Genomic DNA, 15,001 nt, shown 5'->3' on the forward strand with positions numbered 1-15,001 from the left:
GCGCTGCCCGCCGCGCTCGCGTTGGCCGTGCGCCGGGCCACCGCCCGGGGCGAGCTCGACCCGACGCAGCTCGACCTCGCCGCCGGGGTGACGCCGCCGGAGACCTCGCCGGTGCCGATCCCGCGCAGCACGCTCGCCGGTCTGCTGGCCGTCGACCAGTTCGTGGAGCAGCTGCACGGGCTGCGCGAGGACCGGGAGCGCATCCAGGCGAGCAGGCGGAGAACCGATGCGGACCTGCTGCCGTTGCTGCGCAACGCACTCGAGCCGGCTTACCCGTTGCCCCGCTACCTGGCCGCGCACGACGTGCTCGCCGAAGCGTTCGGCATCGCCGATGCCTTCGGCCGTCGCCGCAAGGTCCTGGTGATCACCGGGGACGCGCTTTCCGGCCGGATGGCCGGCCCGGCGATCCGGGCGTGGAACATCGCCCGCATCCTGTCCGCCGAGCACGACGTGCGGCTGGTCACGGTCAACCCGGCGAACGCGCTCGGCGAGCTGCCTGCCGGGCAGTTCCGGGTCTCCGAGGCCAGGCACCGCGACCTGGCCGAACCCGTCGAGTGGGCGGAGATCGTCGTCCTGCAGGGCCACGTGCTGGAGATGGCTCCGGCGCTCAAGGAGCGGCACTCGCACAAGATCGTGGTCTGCGACCTGTACGACCCGATGCACCTGGAGCTGCTCGAGCAGTCCAAGGACACCCCGGACGACCGGCGGGCCGCCGACGTCGCCGGGGTGACCAGGGTGCTCGACGCGCAGCTGGAGCGCGGTGACTTCTTCCTGTGCGCCTCCGAACGGCAGCGGCACCTGTGGCTCGGGCATCTGGCGGCGATCGGCCGGCTGTCGCCCCGGCTGTACGACGCCGATCCCACCACCCAGTCGCTGCTCGCCGTGGTCCCGTTCGGCCTGCCGGAGCAGCCGCCGGTGCGCACCGGTGACGGGCTGCGGGCCAGCATCGACGGCATCTCGGACACCGACCACGTGATCATCTGGGCAGGCGGGGTGTACAGCTGGTTCGACCCGCTCACGCTGATCCGCGCGATCGACCGGCTGCGCGAGCGGCGCGGCGACGTGCGCCTGGTGTTCTTGGGCATGAAGCACCCCAACCCCGAGGTCGGGGAGATGTCCATCGCCGCGCGCACCGTCCGGCTGGCCGACGAGCTCGGGCTGACCGGCAAGCACGTGTTCTTCAACCAGCACTGGGTGCCCTACGCCGAGCGGCAGAACTGGCTGCTGGACGCCGACTGCGGGGTCACCACCCACTACCAGCACGTGGAGACCACGTTCGCGTTCCGCACCAGGGTGCTGGACTACCTGTGGGCGGGGCTGCCCATCGTCACCACCGACGGCGACGCGTTCGCCGACCTGGTGCGCGCCGAGCAGCTGGGCGTGGTCGTCCCGCCGGAGGACCCGGTGGCGCTGGCCGAAGCGCTGGAGAAGTGCCTGTACGACACCGAGTTCGCGGCGGCGTGCACCGAGCGGATCGCCGCGGTGGCCCAGCGGTTCACCTGGCCGGAGGTGCTGCGCCCGCTGGTCGAGTTCTGCCGCGACCCCAGGCCCGCGGCCGACCGGCTGCCCGGCGCGGCGGACCTGACCACCGAACCGCAGCCGCGCGGACTGGCCAAGCTGCGTCGGGACGTCGCGCTGGCGCGCGAGTACCTGGCCACGGGAGGAATCCGCGAACTCGGCCGACGAGCGGCCGGGCGGCTTCGTAAGGTCGTCAGACGTGGCTAAGTCGTCGCAACCCTCCGCCGAGCGGGAGGCGGCCCCGCTGCGGGTGCTGTTCGACGGCACCCCGCTGATCGGCGAGCGCACCGGTGTCGGTCGCTACACGTTCTCCCTCACCGAAGAGCTGGCGTCCATGCCGGAGGTGCGATCCCGCGGCGTCGCATTCACCGTGCGTGGCTGGCGCAAGCTGCGCCGGATGCTGCCGCACGGCGTGACCGCCGCCGGGATGCCGGTACCCGCCCGCCTGTTGCGGGCGGCGTGGCGCCGCAGCCGCATCCCACCGGTGGAGCTGTTCGCCGGGTTCGCCGACGTCGTGCACGGCACGAACTTCGTCCTGCCCGGCACGCTGCGCGCCGCAGGCGTGGTGACCATCCACGACCTGGCGTTCCTCGACCGCCCCGAGTCGGCGGGCCAGCCCGACCTGCCCGCGCTGGTGCGGGTCAGCGCGCGCCGGGCCAAGGTGATCTGCACGCCGACCGCCGCGGTGGCGGACAAGGTGGCGGAACGGCTGGAGGTGGACCGCGACAAGATCATGGTCACCCCGTTGGGGGTGGATCCGTCCTGGTTCGCCGCCCAGCCACCGACCGAGCGGCTGCGCCAGCGGCTGTCGCTGCCGTCCAAGTACGTGCTGTTCGTGGGCGCGGCGGGCCCACGCAAGGGGCTGCGCTGGCTGGCCAAGGCGCATCAGGCGGATCCCGGCCTGCCGCCGTTGGTCTACGTCGGGCCGGGGACGTTCGAGGCATCGCCGCGCTCGCTGCACGCCGGATACGTCTCCGACGTCGACCTGCGCAGCGTGATGGCCGGGGCCAGCGCGTTGGTGCTGCCGTCACGGGACGAAGGGTTCGGGCTGCCCGTGCTGGAGGCGATGGCGTGCGACGTTCCGGTCGTGTGCACGGATGTCCCGGCTTTGCGGGAGGTCTCCGGCGGGCACGCCCACCTGGTGCCCTACGGCGACGTGGACGCCCTCATAGCTGCAATGAACGCGGCCGTGGCGGACTCGCGCACCCCGGAGGCGTCCGTCGCGCGACGAGCCCATGCTGCCACGTACACCTGGCGCCGCTGCGCGGAGCTGACCGTAGCGGCCTACCGCAAGGCAGCGGGCAAATAGCCACTACTCGGCCGCCCGCAGCTCGTCACGGTGCTTGCGCACGTACGCAGCCAACACCTCGCGCCATACCGGCATCGGGTCGAACCCGGCCGCCAGCCACGACCTCGGCGACAGCACCGCGCAGGCCAGCCCCGGCGCCGCCGTGCGGAGCTGACCGTAGCGGCCTACCGAAAGGCAGCGGGCAAATAGCCACTACTCGGCCGCCCGCAGCTCGTCGCGGTGCTTGCGCACGTACGCAGCCAACGCCTCGCGCCATGCCGGCATCGGGTCGAGCTCGGCCGCCAGCCACGACCTCGGCGACAGCACCGCGCGGGCCGGCCGCGGCGCCGGGCGCGGGAAGTCCTGCGTCGAGCACGGCTGCACGCGTTCCGGATCGGCGTCCAGCTCCTCGAAGATCGCCCTGGCGAAGCCGAACCACGTGGTGCTGCCTTGGCAGGTGCAGTGCAGGGTCCGCTGCTCGGGCCCCTGGCCGTCGGCGATGCGCTCCGCCAGCTGCAGCAGCCCGCCTGCCAGCGCCTCCGCCGACGTCGGTGACCCGTGCTGGTCGTCGACCACCCGCAGCGTCTCCTTCTCCCGCTCCAGCCGGGCGATGGTGTGCACGAAGTTCGAGCCGCCCACGCCGTAGACCCACGCGGTGCGGACCACCCAGGCATCGGCTCCGGACGCGAGCACCGCCACTTCACCTGCCGCCTTGGTGCGGCCGTACGCGCTGCGCGGGCCCAGCGGGTCGTCGGGCTCGTACGGCCGGTCGGACTCGCCGGAGAAGACGTAGTCGGTGGACACGTGAATCAGCGGCACCTGCGCCGAGGCGCAGGCGGCGGCGAGCAGGCGGGGGCCATCGGCGTTGACCGCGAACGCCTTGCGTTCGGCCGATTCGGCGGCGTCAACCGCGGTGTAGGCGGCGGCATTGATCACCACCGGGCGGCCGCCGCGCCGCCGGGCGTGCTCGGCCAGCTCACGCACGGCGGAGACGACCTGCCCCGCGCTCGTCACGTCCAGCTCGGCACGGCCGGGCGCGCGGACATCGGCACCCGCCTGCTGTGCCTGCCTGTTCAACTCTCGTCCCAGCTGCCCGGTCCCGCCCGGGATCAGCAACGTCAGCGCCGTCATTCGTCCAGTCCCGCACGTTTGCGCAACGGCTCCCACCAGCTGCGGTTGTCCTTGTACCAGCGCACGGTGTCGGCCAAACCCTCGGTGAACGGCACCGCGGGACGATACCCCAACTCGGTGCTGATCTTGGTGATGTCGACCGAGTACCTGCGGTCGTGTCCCTTGCGGTCGGGCACGTACTCGACCATGTCCCAGTCCGCGCCGACCGCCTCCAGCAACAGGCCGGTCAGTTCCTTGTTGGTCAGCTCGGTGCCGCCGCCGATGTTGTAGATCTCGCCCGGCCGTCCCCGGTCCAGCACCAGCTGGATGCCGCGGCAGTGATCGTCGACGTGCAGCCAGTCGCGGACGTTCCCGCCGTCCCCGTACAGCGGCACCCGCTTGCCGTTCAGCAGGTTGGTCACGAACAGCGGGATGACCTTTTCCGGGTACTGGTAGGGCCCGTAGTTGTTGGAGCACCGGGTGATGCACACCGGGAGTCCGTGGGTGCGGAAGTAGGCCCTGGCCAGCAGGTCGGACGAGGCCTTCGACGCCGAGTACGGCGAGTTCGGTTCCAGCGGATGGTCCTCCGGCCACGAGCCGTGCTCGATCGAGCCGTACACCTCGTCGGTCGAGACGTGCACGAACCGGCCGACCTCGGTCTCCAGCGCGGCTTGCAGCAACGTCTGCGTGCCGAGCACGTTGGTCGAGACGAACTCGGCCGCGCCCACGATCGACCGGTCGACGTGCGACTCGGCGGCGAAGTGCACCACCGCGTCCGCGCCGCGCAGCACCTCGCGGACCAGCTCGACGTCGCGAATGTCCCCGCGCACGAACTCCAGCCGCGGCGAGTCCTTCACCGGGGCGAGGTTCTGTTCGTTGCCGGCGTAGGTCAGGCTGTCCAGTACCACGATCTGTGCGTCGGCCAGCGAGTCGTAGGCCCCGGTCAGTGCTTGCCGAACGTAGTGCGAGCCGATGAACCCGGCGCCGCCCGTGACGACCACCCGCATGCAATACCTCCAACCGCGCGACAGTCTAGGGGTATGTTCACGCGTTGGCGTTTTGCCTGGTTCACTAGAGCGTGATGATGAAGATGGCGAGGCGGGTGGGCTACCTGGTGGTGGCCGTGATTTCTGCTGCCACCGTCGTCGCGGCCGGGTACACCTACCTGAAGGTGGACGACTTCCGTGACAACGTCACCACCACGCCTGCGCTGGACGAGATCCCCAACTCGCCGCCGGAGGACGACGGCGCGGAGGACATCCTGCTGGTCGGGTCGGACAGCCGCACCGACGCCAAGGGCAAGCCGCTGTCCCGCGAGATGCTGGCCAAGCTGCGCACCACGGCGAGCGTCGGGGTGAACACCGACACGTTGATCATCGTGCGGTTCCCCCACGACGGCGGGCCGCCGCGCGCGGTGTCGCTGCCCAGGGACAGCTGGGTGCGCGTGCCCACCGGCGGCAAGGCGAAGATCAACTCGGCGTACGGGGTCGCCAAGGCGGCCGAGGCCGCGCGGCTGCACCAGCGCGGCGGCATGTCCGCCGAGGAGATCGAACGGGCCTCCGACGAGCGCGGCCGCCGGGCGCTCATCCAGACGGTGCAGGACTTCACCAAGGTGCACATCGACCACTACGCCGAGGTGAGCCTGCTGGGCTTCTACCTGCTCACCGAGGCGCTGGGCGGGGTCGAGGTGTGCCTGAACGCGGCCACGTCGGATGCCGACTCCGGGGCCAACTTCCGGGCCGGACGGCAGACCATCAGCGGCAGCGAGGCGCTGGCCTACGTCCGGCAGCGCAAGAACCTGCCGCGTGGGGACCTGGACCGGATCGTCCGCCAACAGACGTTCCTGGCGTCGGCGCTGCACAAGGTGCTGTCCACCGACACGCTCACCGACAACCGCAAGCTGCGCAGGCTGGTGAACGCCGTCGAACGGTCCGTGGTGCTGGACCCCGACCTGGACATCCTGGAGTTCGCCCAGAAGGCACGGAGCCTGTCGTCCCGGCAAGTCACGTTCGTCACCATCCCGGTGGAGAACATCAACGGCCGCAGCCCGGACGGCAAGCAGAGCATCGTGGTGGTCGACGAGAAGAAGGTGCGTGCGTTCGTCCGCGACCTCATCCGGCCGAAGGGGAACCCGGCGGGCACCTCGAGCGGGCCGAGCGCGCCCGGCGCTTCGTCGAGCCAGGCACCGCGGGGCGGCGGCAGCTCTCCGGGAGCGGCCTTGGGGGTGCTCACCGCCCAGGAGGGCGAGCCGATCAGCGGCGGCCGCGCGCCCTGTGTCAACTGACGCGCCGGCCGAAGCGGGCGGGGTCGCGGTGACGAAGGGCCCGGCATCGGTGGATTCGCTCGGCTGGTCCGTCGCCAGGCACTCCGGCAGACCGCCGTCAGCCCGGGAGGCTGGCGGCCGTCGGCAGCTGAGGGCGATCGACACGGGACGTTGTGGTTGTCCGGAGGTTCGACGCCGGATCGCCGCCACCCCGGCCGTCGAGCAACCGGCCAGGAAGATCGACGCCGCCACTGCACAGAACGCGGCGGGCACGAGAAGGCACCATCTGACGCCGCACGTCCTGCCACGGATTGGCGGGCCACCCGGGCAACGGCGCCCGGATAGCCTGCTCGGTGTGAACGTCACCGAGTCCTTGCTCCACCCGCTGCTGTCGACAGCGTCCGCCCGTCCATTGCTCACGCACTATGACGACGCCGCCCAGACCCGCATCGAGCTGTCCGCGGCCACGCTGGCCAACTGGGCGGCGAAAACCGCCAACTGGCTGGTGGACGAGTTCGATGTCGAGATCGGTGATCCGGTGTGCGTGCGGCTGCCCACGCACTGGCAGACCGCGGGTGTGCTGCTCGGTGCGTTCTGGTGCGGCGCGCACGTGGTCACCGAGGCCGACGACGCGCGCGTGGTGTTCCTGCCACCCGGGGATCATGACGTCGCTGCTCCGCAAGCGATCGTCGCTCTGGATCCGCTGGGCCGGGGCGTGCCCGGCGGAGTCACCCCACCGGCCCTCGACTACCTGGTCGAGTCCCGGGCGTGCGCCGACGACTTCATGCCGCTGGAGCCGGTGCCCGGCGACTCCCCTGCCCTGATGGGGCTCAGCGCGCAGGAAGTACTCGACACGGCTCGCCGGAACGCCGAGAAGGCTGGCCTGGACCGCCGAAGCAGGGTGCTGTCGACACTGGAGTGGACGCTGCCGGACGGCCTGCTCCGGGGCCTGCTGGGACCGCTGGCGGCAGGCGCGTCCGTCGTGCAGGTCACCAACGCCGACCCCGCGAAGCTGGACGCCCGCAGGGACGCCGAACGCACCACGGCCGACCTGCTCGCCTGACGGCAAGCGCGGGCGACCACTGCTCGCGCAAGCCTGCCGCGAGCAGTGACGCCTGCGTCAAGCCCCGTTCGCGGGCAGGTACGCCCACCGGCGCCCGGCCGGGCGACTGCTCCTACTTGAGCAGCGAGCGGGCCATCACCAGCCGCTGGATCTGGTTGGTGCCCTCGTAGATCTGGGTGATCTTGGCGTCGCGCATCATCCGCTCCACCGGGAAGTCCCGCGTGTAGCCCGCGCCGCCGAAGATCTGCACCGCATCGGTGGTGATCTGCATGGCGGCGTCGGAGGCGAACGTCTTGGCTGCGCTGGAGGCGAACGACGCGTCCGGCTCGCCCCGCTCCACCTTGGCCGCCGCCGCGTACACCAGGTGCCTGGCCGCCTCCACCTTCATGGCCATGTCGGCCAGCATGAACTGGATGGCCTGGAAGTCGGCGATCGGCTTGCCGAACTGCTTGCGCTCCTTGGCGTAGGCGACCGCCGCGTCCAGGGCGCCCTGCGCGATCCCCAGCGCCTGCGCGCCGATCGAGTGCCTGGTGTGGTCCAGCGTGCGGAACGCCAGCTTCAGACCCTGCCCCGGCTCGCCGATGATCCGGTCCTCCGGGATGGTGCAGTTCTCGAAGTAGATCTCGTTGGTCGGCGAACCCTTGATGCCGAGCTTGCGCTCCTTCGGGCCGACCGTGAAGCCCGGATCGTCCTTGTGCACCACGAACGCCGAGATGCCGCGCGCCGGGCTGGGCGCGTCCGGGTCGGTCACCGCCATCACGGTGAACCACTCGGACATCGCCGCGTTGGTGATCCAGCACTTGGTGCCGTTCAGCACCCAGGTGTCGCCGTCCTTGACCGCGCGGGTGCGCATCGACGCCGGGTCCGACCCCGCCTCCCGCTCCGACAGCGCGTAGGAGGCCATCGCGCCCGCCGCGACGTCGCCGAGCACCTTCTTCTTCAGCTCCTCGGAGCCACCGAGGATGATGTTCATGGTGCCGAGCTTGTTCACCGCCGGGATCAGCGACGAGGACGCGCACACCCGGGCGACCTCCTCGATCACGATGTTGGTGGCGATGGCGTCGGCGCCCTGCCCGCCGTAGGCCTCCGGGATGTGGATCGCGTGGAACCCGGCCATGGTGAGCGCGTCGCGCGCCTCCACCGGGTAGCGCTCGTTCTCGTCGACATCGGCCGCGTGCGGCGCGATCTCCTTCTCCGCGAGCGCCCGCACGGCGGCACGCAGTTCCTCGTGCTCGTCGGCCAGCCGGTACAGCTCGGACACCTGGACCTCCCGTTGCCACACATCGACCCACGTCGGGGTCTGCCGCCCCTTAGGTTAATCGCCATTTACTAGGACGTCCTAGGAAGTGTCCGTGAAGCTGCTCACCGGTACGATGCCCGCACCCACCGAATCGATCATGAACGACGAGCACCCGGCGAGGGTGCGTCAGGAGAAGACGAGGCCAGGTCGATGAGATTCGCCATGTCGCGCCGCAAGGCCATCGGGGTCGGGGGAACGCTGGCTTCCGGGGCGCTGCTCGGCACCGGAGTGGTGGCCGCCCGGTCGCAAGCCGAAGCCACCGCCGCTGCCTCCCCCGCCGACCGCATCGCCCGCACGTACCGCCGCGTCACCAAGGCGGCTGGCGGCACCTGGTCGTCGATGATCTCGATCGCCGACGGCGACACGGTGCGACCGGTCGTGCTCGATCAGCCGGACCGGGTCGTCGAGGCATACAGCGTCAACAAGATCGCCGTCGCGGTGGCGGTACTGGACAAGATCGACCGCGGCGTGCTGAGCCTGGACCAGCGGGTGGACGTCACCGAGGACATCGTCATCCGGGACACCGACGGCATCTTCGGCCTGGACGGCGCCTACCCGTCGTCGGTCACCCTCGGCCACGCGCTGGCCACGTTGCTGACGGTGTCGGACAACACCGCCGTGCGGCTGTGTGGCCTGGTGTGCCCGGCGGCGGAACTCAACGAGATCCTGCGCGCCAAGGGCTTCGAGCACACCCAGGTGGTCCCGGTGGAGAACCCGAACCGGTTCTTCCTGGGCAAGACCACGCCCAGGGAGACGCACACCCTGCTGCGCAAGCTGGTCACCGGGGAGCTGTTGTCGGCGAAGTCCAGCCAGTACCTGCTCACCGTGCTGCGCTCGCTCACCTCGTTCACCGACGGGTTCCGGCTGTATCTGACCTCGCCGGAGCGCCTGCGGGTGGCCACGAAAGCGGGTTGGTTCGCCGACGGGCGCAACGAGGCGGGCGTGGTGTTCGGCCAGGACGGCACGCCGCTGGCGACGTATGCGCTGTTCGCCTCCGGGCAGTTCACCGGCGGTGAAGCGGTCGACGACGACTTCAGCACGAACCATCCGGCGGTGCGGGCACGTGCCCAGCTGGGCCGGACGGTCATGGATGCGGTGGCGGACTCCGCTGTCGGGGCGAGGTCGGCTCGGCTGCGGTTCCCGGCGCCGGCCTACCGGCCGTCCAACGGCGGCTAGGGCGCCGGGCGGGGAAGTACCCGGCCTGCTCGACCCTCGACGCCCGGCGCTGCGTTTGTCCGCGCCCTGCCCGGGGTTCACGCGGGGCGCTGCCGTTACCCGGACACAGCACTGTCTCTGGCCCCACGGTGCATGGCGGCTGGCAATGATCCGGCCTACGGGTTCGCCAACTGGCGGTCTGCCCCGCGCCATGCATGGCGGCTAGGACGCCAGGTGGAGAACACGGCGGCTCCGCTCGACGCCCAGCACTGTGCCTGTGCCTGTTGGCCCGCACCCTGCACCGGCACGGGAATCGCGCACGCTGCCGTGCCCGGACGCGCAGCGCCCGCGCCCGCCTGCCGCCCGTGGGTCAGCTCAGCGATTCGCGCAGCTTGGCGTCCTTGTCCAGAACCTTCTGCTCGAGGTCGCGCTGGAACTGCGCCATCCGCTCCCGCAGTGCCGGATCCGAAGCGGCCAGGATGCGCACCGCGAGCAGGCCGGCGTTGCGCGCCCCGCCGACCGACACCGTGGCCACCGGCACCCCCGCGGGCATCTGCACGATGGACAGCAGCGAGTCCAGCCCGTCCAGGTGCTTCAGCGGGACCGGCACACCGATCACCGGCAGCACCGTGGCCGAGGCGACCATCCCCGGCAGGTGCGCCGCACCGCCCGCCCCGGCGATGATCACCTGCAAGCCCCGGTCGGCCGCGCTCGCCGCGTAGTCGAGCATGCGCTGCGGCGTGCGGTGCGCGGAGTACACGCCGACCTCGTAACGGACGCCGAATTCGTCCAGCGCCTCGGCGGCGGCGGAGAGCACCGGCCAGTCCGAGTCGCTGCCCATGATCACGCCGACCGACGGCTGAGCTGCCTGCATCCGAGTGGTCTCCTTCAGTGCACTTGGTAGCCGTCGAGCCAGACGGCGTGGGACAGCCAGTGGGCGGCCAGCCGGCCGCGCTCGCGCAGCTTCTCGACGTCGTCGCCGAGGAAGTTCACATGCCCCAGCTTGCGGCCGGGCCGTTCCTGCTTGCCGTACAGGTGCACGCGCGCCGACGGAAACCGGGCGAACAGGTGGTGGAGCCGCTCGTCCGGGCCCATCGCCGGCGGCTGCTCGGCGCCCAGCACGTTGGCCATCACGCACACCGGGGCCAGCGGGTCGGTCGCGCCGAGCGGGTAGTCCAGCACCGCGCGCAGATGCTGCTCGAACTGCGACGTGCTGGAACCGTCCATGGTCCAGTGGCCGGAGTTGTGCGGGCGCATGGCCAGCTCGTTGACCACCACGCCGCTGTCGGTCTCGAACAGCTCGACGGCCATCACACCGACCACCCCCAGATCCGCCGCGATGCGCAGCGCGAGCTCCTGGGCGTCGTGCGCGGTGTCGGCCGACAGGCCGGGCGCGGGGGCCAGCACCTCGGTGCAGATCCCGTCGCGCTGCACCGTCTCCACCACCGGCCAGGCGGCCCCCTGGCCGAACGGCGACCGGGCGACCAGGGCCGACAGCTCGCGCCGCATCGGCACCTTTTCCTCCACCAGCAGCGGCGTGCCGGCGTCGAGCAGGTCGCGCACCAGCGTGCCGGCTTCCTCCGGCGTCTCCGGGATCCACACGCCCCGGCCGTCGTACCCGCCGCGAACGGCCTTGACGACCACCGGCCAGCCGTGCTGGTCACCGAACCGCCGCACGTCGTCGGGGCGGGTCACCGCCGCGAATGCGGGCACCGGGCACCCCGCCTCGGCCAGCCGCTGGCGCATCCGCAGCTTGTCCTGCGCGTGCAGCAGCGCGTCCGGACCCGGCCGCACGACCACACCGGCGTCGACCAGCTCACGCAGGTGCTCGTTGGGGACGTGTTCGTGATCGAACGTCACCACGTCGACCCCGGACGCGAACGCCATCAGGGCATCCAGGTCGGTGTGGTCGCCCTGCACCACCTTGCCCGCGACCAGCCCGGCGGAATCCCTCTCGCCCGCCACCATCACGTGCAAGGACTGCCCGAGGGCGATGGCCGCCTGATGGGTCATCCGGGCCAGCTGTCCACCGCCGACCATGCCGACGATCGGCAGCCCCGTGTGCGCATCCATGACGACCAAACCCTACCGTCGCGACCACAGCAGGCCGCCGAGCACCAGGGGCACGTAGAGATACAGATTACCCAGCAGGTGGTCGACCACCGACCAGCCGAGATCGGGGTCCCGGCCGCCGGGCAGGATGAGCAGCAGATAGCTGGCGAAGACCGCGGTGAGCACCACCGCCGGCCACCACCGGCGGCGCCCGCCGTGCGCGAGCACCACGACCAGCAGCGGCACCGCCCAGACCCAGTGGTGGGTCCAGGACACCGGGGAGACCAGCAGCCCGTAGAACGCGGTCACCAGCAGCGCCTGCAGCGGCTCGCCGCGCAGCTGGTAGCGGCGCATCAGCAGCACGGCGAACGGTGCCAGCACGGCACCGACGGCGATCGCCGCGGCCAACGACCACGACGCCCCGCCGGTGAGCCGGAGGAACAGGCCGTTCAGCGCCTGGTTGTCCGACCAGTGGATGGTCCCGATCCGCTCCGGGTCACCGAGCGCGTGCGTGAAGTAACGCACGACGTCGTAAGGGCTGATGAGCAGCAGCACGCCCTGCAGCCCGGCGAAGGTCGCCACCGACCGGATCGCATCGCGCCACCGGCCGATGAACACCAGGTGCGCGACGAAGATCAGCGGGGTGAGCTTGATCGCGGACGCCACGCCGATCAGCACCCCGCCCCAGCGGCTGCCCCGCGCGCCGACGACCAGCACGTCCACCATCACCAGGGCCATCAGGACCAGGTTGATCTGGCCGAGCGAGATGGTCCGCCACACCGGCTCGAGCAGGATCGCCGCCGCGGTCAGCGCCGCCGTGGCGGTGGCCGTGGTGGCGAAGAGCCGCGCCCCGGTCGCGCGCAGGCTCAGCCACACCACGACGGCCAGGCACGACACCGAGACCGCGCCCAGCACGCCCCAGGCCACCGGGATGGCCAGCGGGGCCAACGGGACGAACAACAGCGCCGCGGCAGGCGGGTAGGTGAACGGCAGCAGCGCCCACTCGGGCTCGTACGCGGGCAGCGTCGGGGTGTCGTAGAGCGGGTCGCCGTCCAGCAGCGTGTTGGCGCCCGCCCGGTACACCACGCTGTCCATGCCCAGCGGCCACCCGGCCAGCCAGCCGATGACGCCGACGGCCAGCGGCAGCGCGGCCAGCAGGCCGATCAGCACCACCGCGCCACGGTGGGCGCGGAGCCGACGCTGCAGCGATGTGGGCACGCAGCAAGAGTAGGGCGTGGCGGATCAGGCCCGGCCGACGGTGCTCAACACCGCACACGACTCGGCGAACGTCGGCGGGAAGCGCAGCATGCGCAACGCCGGTGGCGGCAGCCCGTGCAGCTGCTCGTCACGGGACAGCCGGGCGGTGATCTCCCGGCGCGCCGCCATCATCCTGCGGGGCAGCTCGTCGTCCCGGCCGGTCAGCACGGCCAGTGTGGACGGACCGAGGCAGGCCACCGTCTCCCCGCCGTCGAACACCTTCCGGAGCGCGTCCGCGGTCAGGATCATCCCGGTCAGCCGGGCCCACCCGGTCATCGCGCTCGCGTCGACCGTGGCGACGATCAGCAGGTGGGTCGCGGGCACCGGCCGCCCGGTCCGGGCAGCCGCCCGGTACACCTCGGCCAGCCGGGTGCGCAGGTACGAGCCGGTCGGCAGGCCGGTCAGCGGATCGATGACCTCCGGATTGGCCAGGCGGTCGAGCGCGGCCTCGGCCCAGGCCGTTGCGGTGATGCGGACCAGCCGCACCGGGGTGGCGTCGATGTCGGGCGTCACCCACCCGTCGCCGTCGGAACCGGCCAGCACCGCGTGCAGGGCGGCCAGATCCGTCAACGTCTCCTCCAGGCCGGCCCCCGAGGCCGCCCGTGCGCGCCCCAACGCCGACAGCACCGAATCGGTCGCGCCCCCGGCGGTCAAGGCCGCGCACACCATGTCCACCTCGGGCACTCCCCAGTCGCTGGGAAAGCGCCATCCGGCGGCAAGGCTCGCCGAGCGCCAGCGCGCCCGCAGCACCCGGGGATCGAGGTCGAGCGGCCGAAGCACCGGCCGCTGTTCCCTGCCCGGGTCATCCGCCCCGGCGGAACGCGCACCGACAGTTGGCCCGTCCGTCACTTGCCGCCCCTTCCCCGGCATTGTCGCGTCCACCGGAGTGACGAGTTCAGCCACGGATTGTGACGCCATTTAATAGATCACGGTTCCGGGTGACCGCGGAAGCCGGTGCGACACTCCACCGGCCCTTGGAGCGCAGCGCTACCCACGGTTACGCTTGCCAGCCTCGTGGTGACGTAGCGACTCAGGTCCGTCACACTGGTGCGCGGACGGCGTCTGAGGAATGCGCCGCCTGACTGGGACCGCACCGCAGGACTGGGGACAAGGAGGGCCCGTGACCACCGCACCGACTGGGGGCACCGAGCAGCACGGTCCCAGTGATGCCGAGTTGATCGCCGCGGTGCGCAACGGGAACACCTCCGCCTACGGGACGCTGTACGAGCGGCATGTGGGCGCGGCGTACAACCTGGCACGACAGCTGGCGCGGTCCAACGCCGAAGCCGACGACCTGGTGGCAGAGGCGTTCGCCAAGCTGCTGGACACGCTGCGCGCCGGCAAGGGCCCGGACTCGGCGTTCCGCGCTTACCTGCTCACCTCGCTGCGGCACGTCGCCTACGACAAGGCGCGCAGGGAGAAGCGGATCGACCTCAACGAGGACATGTCCGAGGTCACCGGTGCGCTCGGCGGCGCGCTGACCGTCCCGTTCTCCGACACCGCCGTGGCCGGGCTGGAGCGCTCCATGGCCGCGCAGGCGTTCGCCCGGCTGCCGGAGCGGTGGCAGATGGTGCTCTGGCACACCGAGATCGAACAGCAGACGCCTGCCGAGATCGCGCCGCTGCTCGGCCTGTCCCCCAACGCGGTGTCCGCGCTGGCCTACCGGGCCAGGGAAGCGCTGCGGCAGGCCTACCTGCAGGTGCACCTGACCGAGACGGCCGCGGAGCGGTGCCGCGCCACCGCCGATCGGCTGGGCGCGTGGACGCGCGACGGGTTGTCCAAGCGCGAACGCGCCCAGGTCGAGAACCACCTCGACAACTGTGCGGACTGCCGCGCCCTCGCCGCGGAGCTGGCCGACATCAACGGCGCCCTGCGCGCCGTCGTCGCGCCGCTGGTGCTGGGTGGGGCCGCACTCGGCTACCTGGCGCTGGCGAGTTCCGCGAAGGCCGCGGCCGCCACGGCAGGCGCCGCCGCGGCCACCACCGGAGTCGCGGC

The 15,001-nt window shown here is 71.6% G+C and carries 13 protein-coding genes; 6 read left to right on the forward strand and 7 right to left on the reverse strand.

The genetic code is table 11. From position 1 onward, the window contains the following. Nucleotides 1-1,725: glycosyltransferase family 4 protein (locus CXP56_RS08955; RefSeq protein WP_286900701.1), on the forward strand; the 1,725-nt coding region annotated here is incomplete at its 5' end. Beyond that, nucleotides 1,718-2,827 carry a glycosyltransferase family 4 protein gene (locus CXP56_RS08960; RefSeq protein WP_286900702.1) on the forward strand — a complete coding sequence of 370 codons (1,110 nt, stop codon included), beginning with the start codon at nt 1,718-1,720 and terminating at the stop codon, nt 2,825-2,827. The genes CXP56_RS08955 and CXP56_RS08960, both read left to right, overlap by 8 nt. Before the next feature lie 192 nt (nt 2,828-3,019). Here the strand turns inward: CXP56_RS08960 and rfbD are convergent, their stop codons facing one another. Next, entirely contained in the window at nt 3,020-3,937 is a 918-nt protein-coding gene (gene rfbD, locus CXP56_RS08965; protein WP_028848887.1) for a dTDP-4-dehydrorhamnose reductase, read from the reverse strand. Beyond that, the gene (gene rfbB, locus CXP56_RS08970; RefSeq protein ID WP_286900703.1) at nt 3,934-4,923 is read right to left on the reverse strand and encodes a dTDP-glucose 4,6-dehydratase; all 990 of its coding nucleotides are present in this window, start codon (nt 4,921-4,923) and stop codon (nt 3,934-3,936) included. Before rfbB ends, rfbD begins: the two co-directional genes overlap by 4 nt. Nucleotides 4,924-4,997: 74 nt before the next feature. Here rfbB and CXP56_RS08975 point away from each other — a divergent pair, with 74 nt between their 5' ends. Together CXP56_RS08975 and CXP56_RS08980 are read left to right on the forward strand one after the other, a co-directional pair. Further along, nucleotides 4,998-6,200 carry an LCP family protein gene (locus CXP56_RS08975; RefSeq protein ID WP_286900704.1) on the forward strand — a complete coding sequence of 401 codons (1,203 nt, stop codon included), beginning with the start codon at nt 4,998-5,000 and terminating at the stop codon, nt 6,198-6,200. A 334-nt stretch (nt 6,201-6,534) separates the two neighbouring features. Next, entirely contained in the window at nt 6,535-7,242 is a 708-nt protein-coding gene (locus CXP56_RS08980) for a TIGR03089 family protein (RefSeq protein WP_286900705.1), read from the forward strand. Nucleotides 7,243-7,354: 112 nt separating this feature from the next. Here CXP56_RS08980 and CXP56_RS08985 read toward each other — a convergent pair whose 3' ends face one another. Continuing rightward, complete coding sequence (locus tag CXP56_RS08985; RefSeq protein WP_028848884.1) at nt 7,355-8,494, reverse strand: acyl-CoA dehydrogenase family protein; 1,140 nt, start codon at nt 8,492-8,494, stop codon at nt 7,355-7,357. Nucleotides 8,495-8,704: 210 nt separating this feature from the next. Between CXP56_RS08985 and CXP56_RS08990 the strand changes: the two genes are divergently transcribed. Further along, nucleotides 8,705-9,718, forward strand: a complete 1,014-nt coding sequence (locus tag CXP56_RS08990) for a serine hydrolase (protein WP_028848883.1) — start codon at nt 8,705-8,707, stop codon at nt 9,716-9,718. 349 nt (nt 9,719-10,067) lie between these two features. On the opposite strand, the gene purE is transcribed toward CXP56_RS08990, so the two are convergent. Genes purE through CXP56_RS09010 form a run of 4 tightly spaced genes read right to left on the reverse strand, consistent with a single transcriptional unit; the run spans nt 10,068 to nt 13,786 of the window. Beyond that, nucleotides 10,068-10,571: a 5-(carboxyamino)imidazole ribonucleotide mutase gene (gene purE, locus CXP56_RS08995; protein WP_028848882.1), complete on the reverse strand. Its 504-nt coding sequence runs from the start codon at nt 10,569-10,571 to the stop codon at nt 10,068-10,070. 14 nt (nt 10,572-10,585) lie between these two features. Beyond that, on the reverse strand, nt 10,586-11,770 hold the full coding sequence (locus CXP56_RS09000; RefSeq protein ID WP_028848881.1) for a 5-(carboxyamino)imidazole ribonucleotide synthase: 1,185 nt from the start codon (nt 11,768-11,770) through the stop codon (nt 10,586-10,588). A gap of 12 nt (nt 11,771-11,782) precedes the next feature. Then, entirely contained in the window at nt 11,783-12,967 is a 1,185-nt protein-coding gene (locus tag CXP56_RS09005) for a glycosyltransferase 87 family protein (RefSeq protein WP_156899366.1), read from the reverse strand. Nucleotides 12,968-12,991: 24 nt separating this feature from the next. After that, nucleotides 12,992-13,786, reverse strand: coding sequence for a GGDEF domain-containing protein (locus CXP56_RS09010; protein ID WP_286900708.1), 795 nt, complete (start codon nt 13,784-13,786; stop codon nt 12,992-12,994). Nucleotides 13,787-14,126: 340 nt separating this feature from the next. Between CXP56_RS09010 and CXP56_RS09015 the strand changes: the two genes are divergently transcribed. Continuing rightward, the coding region (locus CXP56_RS09015) for a sigma-70 family RNA polymerase sigma factor (RefSeq protein ID WP_286900709.1) at nt 14,127-15,001 on the forward strand (875 nt) is incomplete at its 3' end.

This window comes from Thermocrispum sp., assembly GCF_002919275.1.
GTDB lineage: Bacteria > Actinomycetota > Actinomycetes > Mycobacteriales > Pseudonocardiaceae > Thermocrispum > Thermocrispum agreste.

Coding starts and splice junctions, on each gene's coding strand:
- rfbD (WP_028848887.1), bottom strand. CDS start 3,937: ATGACGGCGCTGACGTTGCTGATCCCGGGCGGGACCGGGCAGCTGGGA.
- rfbB (WP_286900703.1), bottom strand. CDS start 4,923: ATGCGGGTGGTCGTCACGGGCGGCGCCGGGTTCATCGGCTCGCACTAC.
- CXP56_RS08975 (WP_286900704.1), top strand. CDS start 4,998: ATGATGAAGATGGCGAGGCGGGTGGGCTACCTGGTGGTGGCCGTGATT.
- CXP56_RS08990 (WP_028848883.1), top strand. CDS start 8,705: ATGTCGCGCCGCAAGGCCATCGGGGTCGGGGGAACGCTGGCTTCCGGG.
- purE (WP_028848882.1), bottom strand. CDS start 10,571: ATGCAGGCAGCTCAGCCGTCGGTCGGCGTGATCATGGGCAGCGACTCG.
- CXP56_RS09000 (WP_028848881.1), bottom strand. CDS start 11,770: ATGGATGCGCACACGGGGCTGCCGATCGTCGGCATGGTCGGCGGTGGA.